Source organism: Mesorhizobium sp. B4-1-1 (assembly GCF_006439375.1).
In the GTDB taxonomy this organism is placed as follows: domain Bacteria; phylum Pseudomonadota; class Alphaproteobacteria; order Rhizobiales; family Rhizobiaceae; genus Mesorhizobium.
This window is the reverse complement of sequence record NZ_VFTH01000005.1, coordinates 337,833-358,209: the sequence shown is the minus strand read 5'-3', so window position 1 is coordinate 358,209 and position 20,377 is coordinate 337,833. Positions and strand designations below refer to the sequence as shown.

Annotated in this window: 23 protein-coding genes; 12 read left to right on the top strand and 11 right to left on the bottom strand. The window is 64.1% G+C overall.

What is annotated here, in order from left to right; genetic code table 11:
• Positions 1-7: 7 nt before the first annotated feature.
• From FJW10_RS10295 to FJW10_RS10285, 3 genes are all read left to right on the top strand, one after another.
• Positions 8-301 carry a GYD domain-containing protein gene (locus tag FJW10_RS10295; protein WP_140640672.1) on the top strand — a complete coding sequence of 98 codons (294 nt, stop codon included), beginning with the start codon at positions 8-10 and terminating at the stop codon, positions 299-301.
• A gap of 60 nt (positions 302-361) precedes the next feature.
• Positions 362-742 carry a DCC1-like thiol-disulfide oxidoreductase family protein gene (locus tag FJW10_RS10290; protein WP_181177484.1) on the top strand — a complete coding sequence of 127 codons (381 nt, stop codon included), beginning with the start codon at positions 362-364 and terminating at the stop codon, positions 740-742.
• Positions 743-877: 135 nt separating this feature from the next.
• Positions 878-1,537 (top strand): PadR family transcriptional regulator, encoded by a 660-nt coding sequence (locus FJW10_RS10285; protein ID WP_140900001.1) that lies wholly within the window; start codon positions 878-880, stop codon positions 1,535-1,537.
• A gap of 81 nt (positions 1,538-1,618) precedes the next feature.
• Here FJW10_RS10285 and FJW10_RS10280 read toward each other — a convergent pair whose 3' ends face one another.
• Positions 1,619-1,879 (bottom strand): YiaA/YiaB family inner membrane protein, encoded by a 261-nt coding sequence (locus FJW10_RS10280; RefSeq protein WP_140640668.1) that lies wholly within the window; start codon positions 1,877-1,879, stop codon positions 1,619-1,621.
• Between the two features lie 42 nt (positions 1,880-1,921).
• The gene (locus FJW10_RS10275; RefSeq protein ID WP_140828131.1) at positions 1,922-2,599 is read right to left on the bottom strand and encodes a PspA/IM30 family protein; all 678 of its coding nucleotides are present in this window, start codon (positions 2,597-2,599) and stop codon (positions 1,922-1,924) included.
• A gap of 174 nt (positions 2,600-2,773) precedes the next feature.
• On the opposite strand from FJW10_RS10275, the gene FJW10_RS10270 reads away from it, so the two are divergent.
• Positions 2,774-3,415, top strand: a complete 642-nt coding sequence (locus FJW10_RS10270) for a TetR/AcrR family transcriptional regulator (protein ID WP_140640664.1) — start codon at positions 2,774-2,776, stop codon at positions 3,413-3,415.
• A gap of 68 nt (positions 3,416-3,483) precedes the next feature.
• Positions 3,484-3,777: an HlyU family transcriptional regulator gene (locus tag FJW10_RS10265; protein ID WP_140640662.1), complete on the top strand. Its 294-nt coding sequence runs from the start codon at positions 3,484-3,486 to the stop codon at positions 3,775-3,777.
• A gap of 6 nt (positions 3,778-3,783) precedes the next feature.
• Here the strand turns inward: FJW10_RS10265 and FJW10_RS10260 are convergent, their stop codons facing one another.
• The 5 genes from FJW10_RS10260 to FJW10_RS10240 form a co-directional block, all read right to left on the bottom strand.
• Entirely contained in the window at positions 3,784-6,357 is a 2,574-nt protein-coding gene (locus tag FJW10_RS10260) for a polynucleotide kinase-phosphatase (RefSeq protein WP_140900000.1), read from the bottom strand.
• Positions 6,354-7,736: a 3' terminal RNA ribose 2'-O-methyltransferase Hen1 gene (locus FJW10_RS10255; protein WP_140899999.1), complete on the bottom strand. Its 1,383-nt coding sequence runs from the start codon at positions 7,734-7,736 to the stop codon at positions 6,354-6,356. The genes FJW10_RS10260 and FJW10_RS10255 overlap by 4 nt, the downstream gene beginning before the upstream one ends.
• Positions 7,737-7,893: 157 nt before the next feature.
• Entirely contained in the window at positions 7,894-8,826 is a 933-nt protein-coding gene (locus tag FJW10_RS10250) for a 3-keto-5-aminohexanoate cleavage protein (protein ID WP_040989481.1), read from the bottom strand.
• Between the two features lie 34 nt (positions 8,827-8,860).
• Positions 8,861-9,274, bottom strand: coding sequence for a hypothetical protein (locus tag FJW10_RS30750; RefSeq protein WP_246674190.1), 414 nt, complete (start codon positions 9,272-9,274; stop codon positions 8,861-8,863).
• A gap of 15 nt (positions 9,275-9,289) precedes the next feature.
• Positions 9,290-9,928: an FMN-dependent NADH-azoreductase gene (locus FJW10_RS10240; RefSeq protein ID WP_140828134.1), complete on the bottom strand. Its 639-nt coding sequence runs from the start codon at positions 9,926-9,928 to the stop codon at positions 9,290-9,292.
• Between the two features lie 115 nt (positions 9,929-10,043).
• Here FJW10_RS10240 and FJW10_RS10235 point away from each other — a divergent pair, with 115 nt between their 5' ends.
• Positions 10,044-10,991: a LysR family transcriptional regulator gene (locus FJW10_RS10235; protein WP_140828136.1), complete on the top strand. Its 948-nt coding sequence runs from the start codon at positions 10,044-10,046 to the stop codon at positions 10,989-10,991.
• On the opposite strand, the gene FJW10_RS10230 is transcribed toward FJW10_RS10235, so the two are convergent.
• Complete coding sequence (locus tag FJW10_RS10230) at positions 10,933-11,559, bottom strand: TetR/AcrR family transcriptional regulator (protein WP_140899998.1); 627 nt, start codon at positions 11,557-11,559, stop codon at positions 10,933-10,935. The genes FJW10_RS10235 and FJW10_RS10230 overlap by 59 nt on opposite strands.
• A 66-nt stretch (positions 11,560-11,625) precedes the next feature.
• On the opposite strand from FJW10_RS10230, the gene FJW10_RS10225 reads away from it, so the two are divergent.
• Positions 11,626-12,051, top strand: a complete 426-nt coding sequence (locus FJW10_RS10225; protein ID WP_140828139.1) for a VOC family protein — start codon at positions 11,626-11,628, stop codon at positions 12,049-12,051.
• Positions 12,052-12,067: 16 nt separating this feature from the next.
• Here FJW10_RS10225 and FJW10_RS10220 read toward each other — a convergent pair whose 3' ends face one another.
• Complete coding sequence (locus FJW10_RS10220) at positions 12,068-13,015, bottom strand: trypsin-like peptidase domain-containing protein (protein ID WP_140828141.1); 948 nt, start codon at positions 13,013-13,015, stop codon at positions 12,068-12,070.
• A gap of 160 nt (positions 13,016-13,175) precedes the next feature.
• Between FJW10_RS10220 and FJW10_RS10215 the strand changes: the two genes are divergently transcribed.
• The 3 genes from FJW10_RS10215 to FJW10_RS10205 all read left to right on the top strand — a co-directional run bounded on the left by FJW10_RS10215 (position 13,176) and on the right by FJW10_RS10205 (position 15,829).
• Positions 13,176-14,051 (top strand): S1C family serine protease, encoded by an 876-nt coding sequence (locus tag FJW10_RS10215; RefSeq protein ID WP_140899997.1) that lies wholly within the window; start codon positions 13,176-13,178, stop codon positions 14,049-14,051.
• An 8-nt stretch (positions 14,052-14,059) separates the two neighbouring features.
• A complete protein-coding gene (locus tag FJW10_RS10210; RefSeq protein ID WP_140899996.1) occupies positions 14,060-14,710 on the top strand; it encodes a helix-turn-helix transcriptional regulator in 651 nt (216 codons plus the stop codon).
• A 252-nt stretch (positions 14,711-14,962) separates the two neighbouring features.
• The gene (locus tag FJW10_RS10205; protein WP_140899995.1) at positions 14,963-15,829 is read left to right on the top strand and encodes an NAD(P)-dependent oxidoreductase; all 867 of its coding nucleotides are present in this window, start codon (positions 14,963-14,965) and stop codon (positions 15,827-15,829) included.
• A gap of 13 nt (positions 15,830-15,842) precedes the next feature.
• Here the strand turns inward: FJW10_RS10205 and FJW10_RS10200 are convergent, their stop codons facing one another.
• Together FJW10_RS10200 and FJW10_RS30745 are read right to left on the bottom strand one after the other, a co-directional pair.
• Positions 15,843-16,361, bottom strand: coding sequence for a TIGR00645 family protein (locus FJW10_RS10200; protein WP_140828150.1), 519 nt, complete (start codon positions 16,359-16,361; stop codon positions 15,843-15,845).
• Positions 16,362-16,662: 301 nt separating this feature from the next.
• Complete coding sequence (locus tag FJW10_RS30745) at positions 16,663-17,604, bottom strand: OmpA family protein (RefSeq protein ID WP_246674189.1); 942 nt, start codon at positions 17,602-17,604, stop codon at positions 16,663-16,665.
• 1,560 nt (positions 17,605-19,164) lie between these two features.
• Between FJW10_RS30745 and FJW10_RS10190 the strand changes: the two genes are divergently transcribed.
• Positions 19,165-19,611 carry a YcgN family cysteine cluster protein gene (locus tag FJW10_RS10190; protein WP_140899993.1) on the top strand — a complete coding sequence of 149 codons (447 nt, stop codon included), beginning with the start codon at positions 19,165-19,167 and terminating at the stop codon, positions 19,609-19,611.
• 341 nt (positions 19,612-19,952) lie between these two features.
• The gene (locus tag FJW10_RS10185) at positions 19,953-20,312 is read left to right on the top strand and encodes a hypothetical protein (RefSeq protein ID WP_140828161.1); all 360 of its coding nucleotides are present in this window, start codon (positions 19,953-19,955) and stop codon (positions 20,310-20,312) included.
• Positions 20,313-20,377: the final 65 nt, after the last annotated feature.

Here is a 20,377-nt window from a genome sequence, read left to right as displayed (position 1 = left end):
GTGTGCCATGACAACCTACATCGTGCTTATCAACTGGACCGAGCTGGGCGCCAAGAATGTGCGGGAGTCGCCGAAGCGGCTCGATGCCGCCAAGAAGCTGCTGGGAGAAATGGGCGGATCGTTCAAGTCGTTCTATCTGACCATGGGCGAATGCGACATGGTCGCCATCGTCGAAGCCCCGGACGATGCGGTGCTCGCCCGCTTCGCGCTGCTGTTGTCGTCGGGCGGCAATGTCAAAACGCGGACGATGAAGGCGTTCCCGGAATTCGCCTACCGCGAGATCATCAGCTCGCTCGGGTAAGGCGACTTAAGGATCGGCGCGGCTGTTGCGAAGCCGCGCCGCATTCCCGATAGTCGCGCCATGCCCAAGCCGTTGCTCACCGTCTGGTACAACACGCGCTGTCCGGTGTGCAACGCCGGCATCAACCACCAGAAGCGGCGGCTCGCCGAAGCGGTCAAGGCGGGCTGCGTCGAATTCCGCGACATCAATTTCGAACCTGAAGCGCTCTCCGCATTCGGCGTCTCGCTGGAGGATGTCCGCCGGCGCCTGCACGCGACCGACACCAGCGGGCGGCTGCTGGCCGGCGCCGAGGTGGCGATCGCGGTCTGGCGGATCACGCCGGGCGGGGGATGGCTGGCGAGCTTGTTCGGTAACCCCATCGCGCTGCCGTTGACGCGCTTTGCCTATGACCGTTTCGCGGACGTGCTCTACGCCTGGAACCGGCGCAACGGCCATTGGTAGCGCTCTCGGCCCAGCCATACGAAGACGCACAGCGGTCTTGGCGCCGCGTAAGATACATCTTAAGATATATCTTGACTCCATAAGCGATGAGCCTATCTTACGATGTATCGTAAGATATAACTCAAGGAGCAATTCATGCACAGACACAACCACTTCGGCGAGCGCATGTTCATGCATATGGCCGGCAAATTCGGCGGCCGCGGCGGCGGCTTTGGCCCGTTCGGCCATGGCGGCAGGGGCGGCGGACGGGGCGGCCCGGGCGACATGTTCCGCGCCGGGCGCATGCTGGCCGACGGCGATCTCAAGCTGATCACGCTGTCGCTTTTGGCCGACGCGCCGCGCCACGGCTACGACATCATCAAGGCTCTGGAAGAGCGCACCAGCGGCGTCTATAGCCCGAGCCCGGGCGTGGTCTATCCGACGCTGACCTTCCTGGAGGAGGCGGGCTACGCGGTGTCCTCGAGCGAAGGCAACAAGAAGGTGTTTTCGATCACCGAAGCCGGCAAGGCGCATCTCGAGGAGAATCGCGAGATGATCGACAGCGTGCTCGACCATCTTGAGCGTTTCGGCCGCAAGATGGCCGCGGCGCGCGAATGGTTCGGCTGGGGCGACGACAAGGACGAGGGCGGCTGGCGCCGCGGCCGCTCGGAAACGCGCGACCGGTTCCGCGCGCTGCGCCACCGGCTGCGCGCCGCGCTCGGCGACATCGCCGACGCGCCGGAAGACAAGCAGGCCGAGGCGATCAGCATCCTGGAAGACGCCGCCGCGGCGATCGAGGCACTGTCGCGCCGCTGAGGCATCCTCACATAGAACCCGAAAAGCCCGGATCGCTCCGGGCTTTTCTATGTTCAGTTAAGCGATCAGCAGGAGCAGAAATCAATCCTTGCCGACATATTCGCTGATCAGCTTCTCGTTGCGCGCCTTCTCGATCTTGGCCGTGGTCTCGGCCGCGATTCGCTCGTCGGTGCGGTACTTGACCAGGTTTACCAGGCTGCCGGTGAGCAAGAGGACGCCCATCGCCCAGTAGCCTTTGGTCGAGAGGTCGACCGGCGCCAGCCACAGCGACAGGGCCAGCATGAAGTAGGCGGCGCCCACCGACAAAGTGTTGAACAGGATGTAGGTCCGATTGCCGTTCATCGTGGTGTTCCTTTGGTTTGATCCGTTTTGGAAATTTCGGGCTCAGTTCAGCGATTTCAGGCGCGCCAGGACATGCTCAGCACGCACCTTGGTGGCCGGTCCGTGGCCTGCTTCGGCGAGGCGTTCACGGATCGCCTCGTGGCGCAGCTCGCCGTCGATCTCGTCGAGGATGCCGGCCTCCTCGAACGGGTCGCTGCTTTCCTTGATGCGAGCGAGCAATTCCTCCGCTTCGTTGATGCTTGCCGTGCGGCCGATCGAACGGTTGAGACGGGACTGCGCCTTGCGTTCTGCATCGATCGCACGGGCGGAAATCATGCCCTGGTTGAGATCGATGATACGGCGATGCGCCTGTTCTACGGACAGGCGCATCCGCAAGGTCTTCTCGCCCAGGCTCTTGACCGTGGCGCGGCGGACCTCGCGCTCGTTCTCGAGTTCGGCGATTGCGGAAGCGCCGCCTTCGGCAAGCGCCTGGTTGTTGGCCGAAAGCGCGCTGAGCGTGCGGGTCTCCAGATCGGCGATGCGGCGGTCGAGCTGGTCGAGGCTGGTCTGCTCGGCTCGCTGGCGTACGATCAGCGAGGCGAGCGTCTGCTTGGCGGCGGCAAGGCCCGCCTCCGCGTCGCGGATGCGCTGGGCCAGTAGGTCGATCGCAAAACGATCTTTCAGATTGTCCTCGGCCCGTGCGCTGGCGCCGTCCAGCAATGTCTTGATCAGGCTAAGCATGGTCTTCTCCCTGTTTTCGTGAACGGTGTTCACAAACTCAACATAACAGGAAATGAACATTGTTCAAGAACTATTTTGAACGCTGTTCATGAGCTGCCGGACATGGTAAACGCAAGCAAATAGAATGAATTCCGGGCTAGGCTTGCGACTTCGGACATAAGGACAGGAAAGAGCATGGCGCTGGACAAGGAAGAGATGGGCGAGAAGGTGCTCGCCATCGCCGAGGCGTTGCTCAACGAGGGCGGCGCCGAGAACCTGAAAGCGCGCACCATCGCCGAGCAGGCCGGCATTTCCGTCGGATCCGTCTATAACCTCTTTGCCGATCTTGACGAGGTGCACCGCGCCGTCAACATGCGGCTGCTCGACCGGTTGGGCGCGACAGGCTTGGCGGCCATGGCCGATCTCGAAAGGCAAGGGGTGACCGACGTCCAGCATCGCATCCTGGCGATGGCGGCTGCCTATGTGCGCTTCGTCGAGGCGCATCCCGGCAGTTGGCCGGCGGTGCTTGCCTTCAACCGCCGCCGCGCGACGCGGCCTGGCCCGGACGCCTATGACGCGCTGCTCGACGCACTCTTCGACATCGTCGCCGGCGTGCTCAAGGCCGGCGATTTCGGCCTCGACGACGACCGCCGCGCGCTTGCGGCGCGGACCTTGTGGTCAAGCGTGCATGGCATTGTGACCAGTGGTTATGTTGCAAATTCGAACAGCAAGCAGGCCGAGGAGATCTGGCATCAGATCGAGCTTCTGGTCGGCGTTTTCGTCAAGGGGCTGGAACACGGCGGCGCATTCGCGCATGCTGAGACGAAGCCTGCGTGAACAGGGGCCGGCGCGAACAGGGGATGCCGTGATTCCTCTTGCGTGGACGTGAACGGGAGTTTTGAAAAATGTCTTTTCTGAAAAAGCTTTTTGGCGGCGGCGGTAGCGAGGCAACGGAGACCGGCACCGCCAAGCCGGCCAAGCAGGTCGAACACAAGGGATTCCTGATCAGCGCGACGCCCTACAAGGCCGAGGGCCAGTACCAGACCTGCGGCGTCGTCTCGAAGGAAGTGGACGGCGTGATGAAGGAGCACCGCTTCATCCGCGCCGATCGTTTCGCCGGGCTGGACGACGCCGTCGACATCTCGATCAAGAAGGGCATCCAACTCGTCGACGAGCAGGGCGAGCGGATGTTCGGCTGACGATCATCAAAGTCGAGGATCGATAGGCTCGCTCTCCAGAGCCAGCACAGCGAAGACGCACTCGTGGACCCGCCGCAGCGGTTGCCTCTCGACAAAGCGCTTCAACGCTTCATGGCCGAGCGCGAACTCGCTGAGCGCCAGATTGCGCTTGCCGCCCAGATGCCGCTCGCGCAGCCGGACAAGGTTTTCCGGGGCGTCATATTCGGGGCCGTAGATCATACGCAGATATTCGCGGCCACGCACCTTGAGCGCCGGCTGGATGAGGCCCTTCTTGCCGCGGCTGATGAAGTCACGCGGCTTGACCACCATGCCTTCGCCGCCTGAAGCGATCAGCATCTCCCACCAGGCGGCGGCTTCCGTGCAGGCGGCGGCATCGGCCAGGTCGACGTTGCGCCATTTGGTGTGCACGACGACGCCTTCCGTGGCGAGGCGATCGGCCAGCGACATATGCCAGATGTGGTCATGGTCGAACCAGACGCGGCCCTCGCTGGCCAGCAGATGGAAAGGCGCCACCCTGAGATCCTCGACACTTGAAACCGGCCAGACATAGGGCGACCAGGCGCTGGCGTATTTGCCTGCGCGCACGGCCCGATCGGCGAACCGTGCGCTCAGATCCATCACGTCGACGCCTCGCGCCTTCGCTCTCTCCAAGGCATCGCGACCGAGCCGCAGGCCGGCCGCGGACGACGCTGCCACCGGTTTGTACTGACTTTCGATGAGGCTGCTCGCCTTGGCCGACCAGGGCATGATTTCGGCGTCGAGCAGCAGCCAGTCGGTTTTCAGTTCCCCCCAGAGGCCAGCGGCATCGACGCTTGCGCGAAGCTGGGCGAGCAGCCCCTCCGTCATGGCGTCGTCGCCGAAGAAGGAACGTCCTGTCCGGGTCCATATCGCGCCGGTTTCGTCGCCCGAAATGCCGAAGCGGCTGCGCGCCGCCTGCGCGGTCCGGCACAGTGCGACGATCGCCCGCGAACCCATGTGCTTTTGCTCGCACACGACCTCGGCTCCGCCGCGCTCGCGAAAATAGGCAAAAGCCTCTTCCGGGCGTTCGAGCCAGTCGGCGTGACTGCTTGTCTCGGACGGCGACATCGTCGGCGGTAGGTAAACCAGCCACTGGGGCGCTATGGCGAAACGGCTCATGGCCTCTAGGGCGGCCGCGGCATTTTCCTCGGCCACGACGACGCGGCCTTTCAGCTCGGTCTCGATCCAGCGGCGGCCGGCAACATCTTCGATATCGAGCACGCCATCGGCATCGGCCTGTGCCGATTTCTCCATACTTGATGCGCCAAGCGGGCGTACGGGCTCCGACCATGTTCGGATTGCCGGCACCTCAACCAGCTCGCGTTCCGGCCAGCGCAGCGCCGTCAACTTGCCGCCGAACACACAGCCGGTATCGATGCACAGGGTGTTGTTCAGCCATTGAGCCGATAGCATCGGCGTGTGACCGTATACCACGGCAGTCTTGCCCCGATAAGCCGTGGCCCAGTCGGCGCGCACCGGCAGTCCGAATTCATCGATCTCGCCAGTCGTTTCGCCATAGAGCGCGAATTCGCGCACGGTGCCCGAGCCTCGCCCGATCATCTCTTCCTTGAGGCCGGCATGGGCAACGGCCAGGCGTCCGCCGTCCAGCCAGACATGGCTGCGCAGGTCGTCGAGAAAGGCCGGCAGCGCTTCGCGCAGCCCGCGATCCTGCGTGTCCAATTGGTCGATGGTCTGTTGAAGGCCGTGGGCAATCGTGACCTTGCGGCCCTCCAGCCAGCGGCTGAGCTTGCGTTCGTGATTGCCTTGAACGCAGTAAGCGGTTCGGGCCGCCACCATGCTCATGGCAATGCGCAGCACATCGGGCGTATTGGGACCGCGGTCGACGAGATCGCCGACAAAGACGAGCTTGCGGCCATTTGGGGGAGTGACGGCAACGGTTCGCTCGCCGCGATCCTGCGACCAGACGACCTCATACCCGAGTTGACCAAGCAAGGCTTGCAACTCGTCGGCGCAACCATGCACGTCGCCGATGATGTCGAAGGGGCCGGTATCGTGACGCTTGTCGGTCCAAAGCGGCTGGCGCGAGATTTTGGCGGCCTCGATGCTGGCTTCGTTGGTGAGCTTCCAGACTTGGCGAAAGCCCTCCCGCTGCAGGCCGCCAAGGCCCTTGCGGATTTCGCTGGTCATGCGTTGAGGGACGCCCGCACCGAAAGGGCGATCCGGGCGCGCCGCGTTGCGCACAACGCAGATGTCGACACCGGGGTCGAGGACGATGGCGACCGGCAAGGCGTGCCATTTGCGGGCCAGTTCGATCCATGCCTTGCGATCCGCCTGCCTCACATTGGTAGCGTCCACCACAGCCAGCTTGCGATGCTTTAGCCGTTTGCCAATGATATCGCGCATCAATTCGAAGGCGTCGGCCGAAACATCCTGATTGGTTTCGTCATCGGAGACGAGTCCACGGCATCGGTCAGACGAGATGATCTCGGTCGGCAGGAAATGCCTGGCGGCGAAAGTCGACTTACCGGACCCGGTCGACCCGATCAGCACGACCAGTGCGAAATCCGGAATTTCCAGATTGGTCTTGTCGACTTCCCTCATCGCGTGAACACCGCCATCTGTGTAGGCGCGCCCAGGTTGGCATCCTCAACCCCTATGCCACTGATTTCAGCGGCGTAGCCGTATGTCTCGCTTATTCTAGCCGTCCAGGTTTTGAATTCGGGGCGGCTCCACTCGAAGCGATGATCCGGATGACGGAAAGTGCCCGGGGGCAGACTGCTGAAAAGCGCATTATAATCCGCGTTGGGCGTGGTCACGATAACGGTCTTTGGAGCGGTTTCGCTGAACACAATCCGCTCGACTAAAGGCAGCCTGTCTTGGTCGAGATGCTCGACGACCTCGACCAATACAGCGACGTCTGCTTCGGCCCAGCGACTGTCCCGGTAAGTCAACGAACCATGCAGCAGCGTGACGCGACCTTCCGGCGGGCCGCCCACTTCATTCAGTCTCAGCCGCCTTGCCGCCCATTCGAGCTCGCGGGCCGCGGGGTCCAAGCCGAACAGTTTTTGGACCCATCGCTCGCGTATCAATCGGTCGAGCAGCTTACCTTCACCGCAGCCCAGATCCGCGACAACTTTCCCGCCACTCGCGCGGATGGCTTCGACGACCGCATCCAGGCGCCGGTCGTGCAGCCGGACGGGCGCCTCGAGCGTTTCCTCGGGCGAGCTGCGGGTTTCGACTGGCGTCTCCGCTGCCGCGGTTTCAGGGACCAGTCGCGCCAGGGCCGCGCGGGTCAAAACCGATCGGTTGCGCAAATAGCGGCGCGCGATCAGCTCCTTGGCGGGGTGGTGCTCCAGCCATCCCGCCCCCTTGGACAGCAGCTTGTCGACCTCGTCGTCGCCGACCCAATAATGTTTGGCGTCGTCCATCACCGGGATTAGGACGTAGAGGTGGTTGAGCAGATTGCTCAGCCGGTCGAGGCCGGACAATTTCAAATGGCCGTAACGGAGCCCTCCCGAACCGGCACCGATGGCTTCGATTGGCGTCAGCTCGACGGTCCAGCCCAGCGGTTCGAACAGCTGCCGCACTATCGCCTCGCCGCCGCGCATCGGCAAGGGCGCCACGACAGCTTCCAGCGGCAGGTCGCTTTCGGCGAGTTGCGGGCGTTCCTTGGAGATGCCGCTCATTGCCGTCCGGAACATCTTGTTGAGCGCCACGGACAGAAAGGAAGACGCCGCGTAAGGCCTGTCGTTCACATATTGATCCAGCAATCCGTCCGCCCGACCTTTGCCCCTCACCAATCCAACGGGGTCGACGTCGAGCAGAAGTGCGGCCTCGCAGCGCGTCTCGCTGGCCTCGGGATAGGACAACCAGGCCTTGCCGAAAGAGAGGTCGGTCTCATGCAGGCGCTCGGGGTGCTTGTGCAGCAGGAAGCCGAGATCGGTAGCCGGATGATGGGTGGTGGCGATTGAAAGGAACATTGGCGAGCGATAACGCAGCCCGATGGAATAACCAATGGTGCCACAAAGTTATTTCCACTTCCTTCCAGGAAGTGCAAAGAAACCGGTTGGTACCTGTGAATGGCAGTATTTCCAAACAAAAAGCCAGGCGGCGAAACTATGGAATTTGGATTAGCGCTCAGAACGCGACCTTGTCGCCGCCCTTGAGCTGCAGGATCTGGCGCGCCTCGTCGGGCGTGGCGATCGAGGCGCCGAGGCCTTCGATGATCTGGCGCACCTTGGTGACCTGCTCGGCGCTGGAACGGGCGAGCTTGCCCTTGCCGATCCACAGCGAGTCCTCCAGGCCGACCCGCACATTGCCGCCCAGCGCGATCGCCTGCGTGGCGATCGGCAATTGATGGCGGCCGGCGCCCAGCACCGACCAGTGATAGTCGTTGCCGAACAGGCGGTCGGCCGTGCGTTTCATATGGGCGACGTCCTCCGGATGCGTGCCGATGCCGCCGAGGATGCCGAACACGCTCTGGACGAAGAACGGCGCCTTCACCAGGCCGCGCTCGACGAAATGCGCCAGCGTGTAGAGATGGCCGATGTCGTAGCACTCGATCTCGAAGCGCGTGCCGTTATCGGCGCAGGTGCGCAATATGTGCTCGATGTCGCCAAAGGTGTTGCGGAAGATGCGGTCGCGCGAGGATTCCAGATAAGGCCGCTCCCAGTCATGCTCGAAGGTCTTGAAGCGCTCCAGCATCGGGAACAGCGCGAAATTCATCGAGCCCATGTTGAGCGACGCGACCTCGGGCGCGAACACCTTCGCCGGCCGGACGCGCTCCTCCACGCTCATCGTTGCGGCACCCCCGGTGGTGATGTTGACCACGCAGTTGGAGCGCTGTTTGATGACTTGCAGGAAAGGCGCGAAGGCCTCGGTCGACTGGTCGGGGCGCCCGTCGACCGGATTGCGGGCGTGAAGATGGACGATCGCGGCGCCCGCTTCGGCGGCCTCGATGGCGGCGGTGGCGATCTCTTCGGCCGTCACCGGCAGATGCGGCGACATCGATGGCGTATGGATCGAGCCCGTTACCGCGCAGGTGATGATGATCTTGTTCTGGTTCGCCACTTCGTATGCCTCGATCTCTCGTTATTGACAGCGCCTATTTCACCGCCCGTTGCGTGATGCCGGAAATGAACTGCTTCGACAGCACGATACAGAGCAGCGTAATCGGCAGCGCCGCCAGTGTCAGCCCGGCGAACAGCACCCCCAGTCGGTGGTGAATTCGCCGACGAACACGGTCAGCCCTTGCGGCAGTGTCTTCAAATTGTCGGAGGTGATCAGCACCAGCGGAAAGAAAAAGTCGTTCCAGCTGTTTGCGCCGGGCCGGGCGGATCGCTGTCGGCACGCAGGAGGATATAGGGTCGCGCTCGGCGCGATGAGGCCGATCCTGAGCGAGGATCGCCAGCCGGCCGTGGTGATGCCGCCGTCGTAGCGCGGCTATTGCCAAGGCGAAGGCGATTGCCAAGGCGAAAATGCAAAAAGAGGCAGGCGCTGGCGGCGTCTGCCTCTTCATTTCAGGTATCGGCGATCAGGCCGCGACGGCGAGGTGATCGGCATTGGCGGCAGCGATCGCATCGACCTTGGCGGTGGCCTTGGCCAACGCGGTGGTGACCGCATCGGCACCCATGCCGACGCCCTCGACGCGGATGACTTCGACATCGGTCATGCCGAGGAAGCCGAGCACGCTGCGCAGGTAAGGCACGGCATGGTCCATCTGCACCGCGGCGCCTTCAGAATAGATGCCGCCGGAAGCCAGCACGATATAGACCTTCTTGCCGCTGACGAGACCTTTCGGGCCGCCCTCGCCATAGGCAAAGCTCTTGCCCGAGCGGGCGACGTGGTCGACCCAGGACTTCAACGTCGAGGAGATGCTGAAGTTGATGAAGCCGGTGGCGAGGATCACCGTGTCGGCGGCGAAGAGCTCGTCGAGCACGGCGTCGGAAACGCCGACGACTTCGGCCTGGCGAGGCGTACGGGCTTCGGCCGGCGTGTAGATGCCGGTGGCGTAGTCAGGGTCGATATGCGGCAGCGGATTAGCGACCAGATCGCGTACGACAAGCGTGTTGGACGGATCGGCGGCAAGCAGCTTCTGGGCAAGATCAGTGGCGACGCGCGTCGAGTGCGAAGCGGCGCCGCGCGGGCTGGAGGTAACGAGAAGAATAGACATGGCGTGTCCCCTTGGGGTTGGATTGAAACTTTCCACGCCAATATGGGATTGCTGCTTCATCAGGATAACTGGTATAATATGCATACAATCCATCAACAAAATGGATGGCCTGGCCATGCAACCGAATCCGACCCTGGATCAGCTCCAAATCCTGGTGGCGGTGGCCGATACCGGCAGCTTCTCGGCGGCGGGGCGCAAGCTCAATCGGGCGCAGTCGGTGGTAAGCTACGGCATCGCCAATCTCGAAGCGCAGCTCGGCTTGAAACTGTTCGAGCGCGAAGGCGTGCGCGAGCCGCAACTGACCGATGTCGGCAAGGCTATGCTGGAGGATGCGCGGCGCATGATCGGCGTCCTGCAGCGCATCCGCTCGCGCGCCGACGGCTACCGGCAAGGGCTGGAGGCGGAAGTGGCAATATCGGTCGACGTGGCGCTGCCTTCACCCGCGCTGGTGCGCGTGCTCAAAGCCTTCGAAGCTCAGTTCCCGGCGGTGATGCTGCGGCTTTATATCGGCTCGCTCGGCCTGATCGTCGACCAGGTCGTCAACGGCCAGTCGGATCTCGGCTTCGGCGGCCTGCAAGGCGATGCCGAGGTCAATCTGCTGCGCATCGGCTTCACCTCGATGGTGCCGGCGGCGGCGCCCGACCATCCGTTGGCCAAACTGCCGAAGCCGGTGGCTGTCGAGGATCTGCGCGAACATATCCAGCTCGTCGTCACCGACCAGTCGGAGCGGACTCGCGGGCGCGACTATGGCGTGTTTGCCTATCGGACGTGGCGGCTGACGGATGTGCGCACCAAGCATGCCTTGATGCGCGAAGGCCTTGGCTGGGGTGGCCTGCCGCGCTGGCTGATCGCCGACGACCTTGCCAGCGGCCGGTTGGTCGAACTCGATCTCGAGCCCTATCGCGAGGTGCGCTCGCCGCTCTATGCCATGCACCGCGCCGACCGCAGCCCCAAGCCGGCGGCGTCCTGGCTGATCGACGAGTTCAAGCGGCAGCTCGGCTGCTTCAATGAGATGGAGCCAGGCGTGTGGACGGAGGAAGGGCCGGAGACAAGCCGTCCATGAGCGCGATCAGCACCGCGCGGTAATCCGCGCCGGACGCGCCCGCCTCGATGGCCAAAGCGGCCCGATCGAAGGCGGCCGCCAGCAGGGCGGTCAGCGCCTCAACCGGCAATCTGGTCATCGCTTGCGCGCGCATCGCAGCCGCCAAACCTTCGCGCAGCGAGCGGTTGCCGTGGCGGTTGTCGATCTCGTCCATGGCCGCGCGCCCGAGCACGGCCGGCCCGTCGAGCAGCAGAAGCCGCGTGCGGCCGGGCGCGCGCATCGCCTTGAGATAGGCATCCGATCCGGCGATCAGTGCGTCCCGCGCGGATAGCGAGGGCGGGGAGGCACGGTCGATCTCGGCCGCCACGGACGCTGCCTCCTGCTCGACGACCGCCGCGAACAGCGCCTGCTTGTCGGCGAAATGATGGTAGAGCGCGCCGCGCGTCACGCCGGCCTCAGTGACGATCTCCGGCGTGCCGGTCTCGGCATAGGATTTTTCCGTGAACAGTTTTCGCGCCGCGCGGATCAGATCGGCGCGCGTCGCTTCGGTGCGATCGCGGTTGGAGCGACGTCCGGACTCTTGTTGCATACATGCAGCCTGTATGTTATTTGAACTTACATACAGACTGTATGTTGAATGAGAAGAGAAGGAAAGATGAAGACGACCAGCTATTATCCGGTGCTGATGACGGGCGATGTCGAAGGCACCGCGGCCTTTTACGTCGAGCATTTCCGTTTCACCCCGCTCTTCGAGAGCGACTGGTATGTGCATCTGCAGTCGGTCGAGGACAGGCGCGTCAACCTCGGCATCGTCCATGGCGACCATGAGACGATCCCGCAAGAGGGACGGGGACGCACGTCCGGCCTGCTGATCAATTTCGAGGTCCGGGATCCCGACGCCGTCTATGAGCGCGTCGTCGCCGCAGGCCTGCCGATCCTGCGCAGCCTGCGCGACGAGCCCTTCGGCCAGCGCCATTTCATCACCAGGGACCCCAACGGCGTGCTGATCGACGTGATCAAGCCGATCCCGCCAAGCGAGGAGTTCCTGGCGCAATACGCCGAGGGCGCAGCCGGGGGCTGAACCGGAATCCTGGGCCTCAGTTCGTCCGCGCCACCGGCATCACCGTCACCTGGCTGACGCCGGTGCGGCGCACGACGGTGCAGAGCGTCTCGCGGCCGATGCGCTCGGCGTCGAGCATGCGCACGAGGTCGTCGACGCCGGTGACCGGCCGGCCGTCTATTGCCGCGATGATGTCGCCCTCCTTCAGGCCGGCATTGGCCGCCGGGCCGTTCTTCTCGACGCCGCGCAGGCGCACCGCCGTGTTCGTGGTCACTTGCGACAGCAGTGCCGCCCGGCGCGGCAGGTTGGTCGTGTCGGCGGAAACGCCGATGAAGGCGCGGCGCACACGGCCGAAGCGGATGATTTCCGAGATGACGAAATTGGCCGTGTTGGAGGCGACCGCGAACGCGATGCCCTGCGCGCCGTGGATCATGGCGGTGTTGACGCCGATCACCTCGCCCGCCGACGACACCAGCGGTCCGCCCGAATTGCCGGGATTGAGCGCGGCATCGGTCTGGATGACGTCGTCGATCAGCCGCCCGGTCGAGGCGCGCATCGAGCGGCCGAGCGCCGAGACGACGCCGGCGGTGACTGTCCATTCGAAACCGAGCGGATTGCCGATGGCGATGGCGATCTGGCCGCGGCGCAGGCGTTTGGAATCGCCGAGCGGCGCGACGTCGGCGAAACTGCCGTCGGCGCGCACCAGCGCGATGTCGGTGTCGGGATCGCGGCCGAGCACATGGCCTTCGCGCGCGGCGCCGTCCGGCATGGTGACGCGCACGGCGCGCGCGTCGCCGACGACATGGAAGTTGGTGACGACCAGTCCGTCCTGCGCGATGACGAAGCCCGAACCGTGGCCGCCGGCGCCGATGCGCTCGATGCGGCACACGGCCGGACCGATGCGGTCGACGGCATCGGCGATGGATACCGAGTAAGCGTCGAGCAAAGTGTCATCGGATGGAAGTTTTTCGGCTGCGAAAGCCATGGGCGTGTTCCCTCGTACAATGATGCCTATATGTGCGGAGCGGCCGCAATTGCCGCGACCTGACCAGATGGCCAGTCGGGCCGGTGACTAGCCGTCAGGCGAGTACCCGCGGCTGTGCTACCGAGCGATATCTGGGTCACCGAACCCAGGAGACAGTCTTATGAGCGACTTCAATCTCAGTGCCTTTTCCGATGCGATCGCCGACGTCGCGGCCAGCGCCGCCCCCGTACTGGCGAGTTTCGTCACGCACCATCAGCGCACCGCCAGCGCCTTCCACTGGCGCGACGGTTTCTTCGTCACCGCCGAGGAAGCGGTCGAAGCCGGCGAGGAGATCGAATTGACGCTGGCTTCCGGCGAGGCCGTCAAGGCCGAGCTTGTCGGACGCGATCCTTCGACGGGCGTTGCCCTGTTGAAGCCCGCTTCCGGTGCTGCCGGTCTCCCGCAGTTGGCCCAGGCCTCTGCCGTGCGCCCAGGCAATCTGGCGATCGCCGCGGGCAGCAGCGTGGGAACCGCGCTTGCCGTGTTCGGCACGGTCGGAGAGGTCGGGCCGGCCTGGCGCTCGATGCGCGGCGGCACGATCGACCGGCGCATCAACCTCGCCATCAACACCGGCGGGCGCTTCGAGGGTGGGCCGGTGCTCGACGCCAAGGGCGGCGTGATCGGCATGCTCTTGTTCGGCCCGCGCCGGCGCGCGCTGGTGATGCCCTATGAGACGATCGAGCGCGCGGTCGCGACACTGCGCGAGAAGGGCCATGTCGCGCGCGGCTATCTCGGCGCGGGGTTGCATCCGATCCGCAATGGCGACACCAAAGGCGCCATGGTGATGAGCCTCGATGATAAAGGCCCGGCCAAGGCTGCCGGCCTGCATGTCGGCGATATCGTCATCGCCTGGAACGGCGAGGCCGTGCATGGACCGCGCGAGCTGATCCGCAAGCTCGGACCGGACAGCGCGGGCACCACCGTCACTCTAGGCGTTTCGAGCGGCGGCGCCGCGCGCGACGTCTCGATCACCATCGGCGAGAAACCGCTGAGCTGAGAGGATCGATGGCCAGCAGCGCGGCACAAACGATTACGAGACCGGAGCCGGCAACCCACCGGCTGACGTTGCTTGTCGCGCTTGCCGATGCCCAGCGCGCCGAGCAGCTTGCCGATGCGCTGGCCGCGAGCGACGATCTGGCGCCGGCATTGGCTGGAAGTGGCGTCGGCCAAATGGCGGATGTCGCCGTCGCCGATGAGGCCGGCCTGGAAAGCCGGGTCATCAGTTCGGCCACGCCCATCGTCCTGCTTTCGCGGCGTGCGGGCAGCGAGCGGGGGGTGGCGGACAATGTGCTGGCCGTGCTGCCTGTCTCCGCGGATGGCCTGCTGATCGCCGCTGCTGCGCGATTGGCGGCGTCAGGCTACCGCGTCGGCAAGGCGCCGCCGTCGGAGGTCGCGCATGGCGATTTCCACGATGACGAGCTTGCCGGGGAAGAGACGCCTGACGATAACCAGCCTCGCCCGGCTTTGTCGCCGCGCGAGGCTGAAGTGCTGGCGCTGCTGGCCGAAGGCGCGCCGAACAAGATCATCGCCCGGCGGCTCAACATTTCCGTCCACACGGCGAAGTTCCACGTCGCCGCCATCCTGATCAAGCTCGGCGCCGCCAACCGGACAGACGCGATTGCCATCGCCATGCGGCAGGGGCTGGTGCTGGTCTAGGGGTCACTTGAGATTCAGGTGAGGCAGCCTGCGAATGGCGGCTTCCTGCGCTTCCGGTGCTCACGTACTTCAAGTACGCTCCGCTCCGGTCCCACTATTCTCGACTCGGCCTGACCTGAATCTCAAGTGACCCGCTCCGCGCCACTTTGGTTTCCTACGCTACGCAGCGTAACCGCGTCGCCTTCTTTCGGCTCTTGCGCCGTGCCCATCAGCCGCGCAAGTTGCCTTCCGAATTGATGAGGGAGGCGAAGGATGTCGCTCAACGGAAAGACGCTGTTCATCTCGGGCGGATCGCGCGGCATCGGGCTGGCGATCGCGCTGCGCGCGGCGCGCGACGGCGCCAATGTGACGATCGCGGCCAAAACCGCCGAGCCGCATCCCAAACTGCCGGGCACGATCTATAGCGCGGCGCAAGAAATCGAACAGGCGGGCGGCAAGGCGCTGCCGGTGCTGTGCGACATTCGCGACGAAGCGCAGGTCGGCGAGGCGGTGGCCAGGACCGTGGAGCGGTTCGGCGGCATCGACATCTGCGTCAACAATGCCAGCGCCATCCAGCTTACCGGCACACTGGAGACCGACATGAAGCGCTACGATCTGATGCATCAGATCAATACGCGCGGCACCTTCCTGGTCTCCAAAATGTGCATTCCCCACCTTAAGTTGGCAGACAATCCTCACATCCTGAATCTGGCACCGCCGCTCGACATGAAGGCCAAGTGGTTCAAGAACCACGTCGCCTACACGATGGCCAAGTTCGGCATGTCGATGTGCACGCTTGGCATGAGCGCGGAGTTCGCCGGAGCCGGCATCGCCGTCAATTCGCTGTGGCCGATCTCGACCATCGATACGGCCGCCGTGCGCAATCTGCTTGGCGGCGCGACGGTGGCGGCGATGAGCCGCTCGCCCGACATCATGGCCGATGCGGCGCATGCGATCTTCCTGCGCCCGTCGCGCGAGGCGACCGGCAATTTCTACATCGACGAAGAGGTTCTGCGCGCCGAAGGCGTCACGGACTTTTCGGTCTACGCGCCGGGCGCGGCCGATCAGCTCGCGGGCGACTTTTTTGTCCCCGACGAGGTGTTTGCGAACTCGCAGACGAAAGTCAGAAGGATCTACTGATGGAGCGTTCGCCTCAATCCATCTCGACCTTCTTGCCCTTGGCCAGCGCCATGACCCGGTCGATATAGGCCAGCATCAGCGCCGAAACGACGAAGGCGAGATGGATGATGGTCAGCCACATCAGCTGGTCGGTCGTGTAGGACACGGAATTCAGGAACACCTGCAAAAGGTGGATGGAGGAGATGGCGACGATGGTCGAGGCGACCTTGACCTTCAGCGAGCCGACATCGATCGTGCCCAGCCAATGGACCTCGCCGTCCTGCTCGTCGAAGCGGCTGACGAAGTTCTCGTAACCCGAGATGATCACCATCACCACCAGCGAGGCGACAAGCGCGGCGTCGATCAAGCCCAACATCTTCAGGATCGTATCGGTATCGCCGAGCGTGAAGGCGCTCATGACGAACTCATAAAGCTTCTTGCCGAAAGAAAGCGCGTAGATCGCCAGCGCCACGCCGAGCCCCAGATAGAAGACCACCAGCAGCCAGCGCGAGGCCAGGATGACGGATTCGATGGCGAGCTCGAGACGCTTCATGAAGACTTCCGGTCAAATTGCGATAGAGGGTATTTCGGCCAGATGAAGCCGGTTTTCAAGGCAAAAAACCCCACCGGGGAGGGGACCCGGCGGGGCTCAGTGTGTCCCGCTGGAGTCGGGACAGGGCAGGGAACGCCCTGCACAGAATCTGGGTGTCGCAATGCGGCGATTCAATGAGCAGTCGCCAATCGGCAGGACAAATCTTCTTGAGCCGGCAAGGAAAAAGGCCCGTCCGGACGGGACGGGCCTTCATCTTGCGCGCTGATTCCGAAAATCCGGACAGGATCTTGAAATCACACGCTCATTGCTGGTCGCTGTTGCTCGCCACCGGCGCCACAAGCGAGGTGATGCGGCGGATGGCGACACGCCGGTTCTCGCGGTTCGGTCCGGGCGTGTTCACCTTGAGATACTCCTCGCCATAACCCTGCGTGGTGAGGTTCTCGGCCGGTATGCCAAAGGCGTTGGTGAGCGCCTCGGCGACCGCCTCGGCGCGACGGTCCGACAGAGCGAGGTTTGCGTCCGGCGTGCCGACGGCGTCGGTGTGACCTTCGATCAGGAAGGTCTCGGCCGGGTTCTTCTGCAGCAGTTTTTCGATAGCGTTGGCGACGCCATCGAGCTTCTGCACCTCGGTGTCGGAAATGGTGGCCGAGCCGAAGTCGAAGTTCAGCGTGTCGAGATCGATACGCCGGGCGATGTCGCGCACGCGGGCCGACCGCTTGACCTCGTCGATCGAGTAGAGACGCTGCACCTTTTCCACCGGCGGCTGCTCGAGGAAGGTGTAGTAGTCGTCGTCGCTCTCGACATCCTCGGAATCGAGAATGTAGTCCCGCCGCGGGATGGTGAGCCGCATCGGCGGCAGGTCGTCGCCGGGATCGCGCCAGTCGCCGTCATCCTGGTACTGCCGCTCATCGACGTAGCTCAGCACATATTCACGGCCGTCCGGCATGACGCGCGATCGCTGAACGACATCGCCATAACGGTTGCGGATGGTGACGACGCGGACGCCATTGCCGCGTTCAACCGTCTCGCGGGTGCGTCCGCCCGACAGATCCTCGTAGTAGACATCCTTGGCGCCGCGGGTGATGCGGGGCGCCTCGTTGCTTTCCACGAATGTCTGGTTGTTGAATTGGAGGATGACGCGGTCGCCGAACTGCTTCACGACGTCCGTGCCCTTTGGCCGCCGGCGGTCGCGGGCAAAGTCTTCGGGCGTGCGGTCGATCCGCTTGCCCTTCTCCTCATCCACGGGGACGAGCTTCTCGGGCCTGATCGCCTGCTGCGCCGACTTGTCGTCGGTGGGCGGCGGGCCTTGATCGACGGGAGCCGGCTGCTGCGCCTGCTCGCCACCCTGCCGCTGTCCGGCCTCATTGGTCTTCTGGCCATTGCCGACCTGGCCATTTTCGGTTTGAGCGCCACCGGTCTGGGCACCACCGTTCTGGCCGTTATCGTTGCGACCCCGGCGCTTGCGCACGGCATCTTTCTGGCTGTCCAGGACAGGCGCCTCGTTCGGATTGGCGGTTTCGCCCTGCGCGGCGTTGCCGCCATTGGCAGGCTGGTTGTTGTTCGCCGGCTGTTCGCCGGTCACGGGTTGCTGCTCGCCGTTGGCGGGCTGGCGGCCAGTCTTTGTCTGCTCGCCGTTGGCGGGTTGCTCACCGGTAGCGGGCTGTTCACCGTTTGCCGGCTGTTCGGCAGCCGGTTTCTTGCCGAGCTTCTTCTTGTCCTGGGTCTGTTCGCCCTGGACCGGCTGCTCGCCGTTTTGCAGTGGCTCGGCCTGTGGCACGGGTTCGCCTGCTGGAGCGGTCTCGTTCTGCTGGTTCTGCCGGTGCTTCTTGCGCCCCTGGTTGCCGCCTTGCTGGTTGTCGTTGGCGGGAGCGGTCTGTTCGGTCGGCGCCATCTGTTCGCCGGCCTGACCGGCCGGCTCGCTCTGCTGCTGATCGTGCTTGCGCTTCTTGCGACCCTGGTTGCCTTGCTGCTGGTCACCGGCGGCAGGCGCGACCTGTTCCGCGGGCTGCTGGTCGGCCGGCGCTGCTTCGATCTGCTGCTGATTGCGCTTCTTCTTGCGTGGCTGCTGCTCGTCGGTCGCGGGCTGGCCGCCCTGGGCGGCGGGCGCCGCCTCGATCTGCTGCTGTTGATCGCGCTTCTTGCGCGGTTTGAATTGCTGCTCGTCGGTCGCGGGCTGGCCGCCCTGGTCGGCGGGCGCCGCCTCGATCTGCTGCTGTTGGTCGCGCTTCTTGCGCGGTTTGAATTGCTGCTCCGCCGGGGCAGCTTCCCCGGACTGGCCATTGTCCGTCTGCTGCTGCTGCTCGTGCCGCTTCTTGCGTGGCTGTTGCTCGGACTCGGCGGGTGCGGCTTGTTCAGCCGGCGCCGATTCGCTTTGCTGCTGCTGTTCGCGCTTCCTTTTCCGCGGCTGTTCCCCCTGCTGGCCTGCGCCGGCCTGGGCGCATTCCTCGGCCGACTGGCCTTCGGCGCAGGCGGCCTGCGCGAGAATGAGTGGCGCGCCGTGCAGGCTGCCAGAAGCGACACCCCCCTGCAGCGGGTACGCGCCCAACGGCGCGGATGCCATAAGCAGGCCGATTGCCGTGCCCGCCAGAATCCGTGGTTGGCGTTTCATATCAATTTTCTCCTAGTGGGGTCCCATCCCTGCCCAAACTTTCATCAACCGCAATTGGTTCCGTCAGGCATTGGCACCAGCCAAGGATGCCCAACCGGCCTTTTAAAGGCAATTTCGTGTTTTTCTAATGTTGATACCGCGTCAGCGTCGCAGCAGCGCTTGACCGGAAGGCCGCGGAGGGCCAAATCCACCAAAATGACCGCGCCGTTCTGGAAAACCAAGACGCTTGAGGCGATGACCCCGACCGAATGGGAATCGCTTTGCGACGGCTGCGGCAAATGCTGCCTGTCGAAGCTCGAGGACGAGGATACCGGCGAGATCTTCTGGACAAGCGTCGGCTGCAGGCTGTTCGACGCGCAGAACTGCCGCTGCTCCGACTATGCCAACCGCCTGGCGCGGGTGCCCGATTGCGTCGGGCTGACGCCGCAGAATGTGCGCACCATCACCTGGCTGCCAAAGACCTGCGCCTATCGGCTTATCGCCGAGGGCCATGATCTCTACTGGTGGCACAGGCTTGTTTCGGGAAGCGCCGCGACCGTGCACGATGCCGGGATTTCAATCCAGGGCCGTGTGAAGGCCAAGGAAACCGATCTGGCCGAGCCCGACGACTACTTCGATTATATATTGGATGACGAACCGTAACCGGGCCGCATCTGGATGACGACCGTAACCGGCTCGCATCTGGGTGACGACCCTGACGGTTCGCGTTTTGACGACGAACGACGAACCCTGCGGGTTCGCGTCTGGATGACGAACCGTAACCGGTCCGCAACGTATATTATTGATGACGAACGCTGAAGGGTCCGTGTTTATGGACGAACCGTGATGAGGTTCGCGTTTAAGCACTGCGAGCGACGACCCCTGGCGGGCTCGCGCTACATGAACCGGACATGAATGGCCGGTTCGCGGAAAGTTCAGACACAAAGAGGCATTTTCCAACCATCGGTTCTACGGGCGAAAGCCCACAACAAGGAGAGAAGACGATGTTCAACACGATCAAGACGGCAGCCCTTTCGGCCCTTGTCGGGCTTGGCACTTTGGCCGCCATTCCGGCGCATGCGGACAGCCTCTATCTCGGTTTCGGGGACAGGCACGATCCGCGTTTCGGCATCTATACGGGCGACGATGACGGCTATCGCCGCGACTGGCGCCGTGACCGCGACCGCGACCGGCGCGGCTGCTCGCCGGACCGCGCCCTCGACAAGGCCGAGCGCATGGGCGTGCATCGCGCGCGCATCGTCGACATGAGCCGCCGTACCGTGAAGGTGGCCGGCCGCCAGTATGGCGACCGTGTCGTGGTGGTGTTCGCCAACGAGCGCGGCTGCCCGATCATCTATCGCTGAGGCTGGAGCTGAAAGGACAATCCTCTGCGCCTCTGCGACGATCGCCTGCAAGCATGATCCTCTGC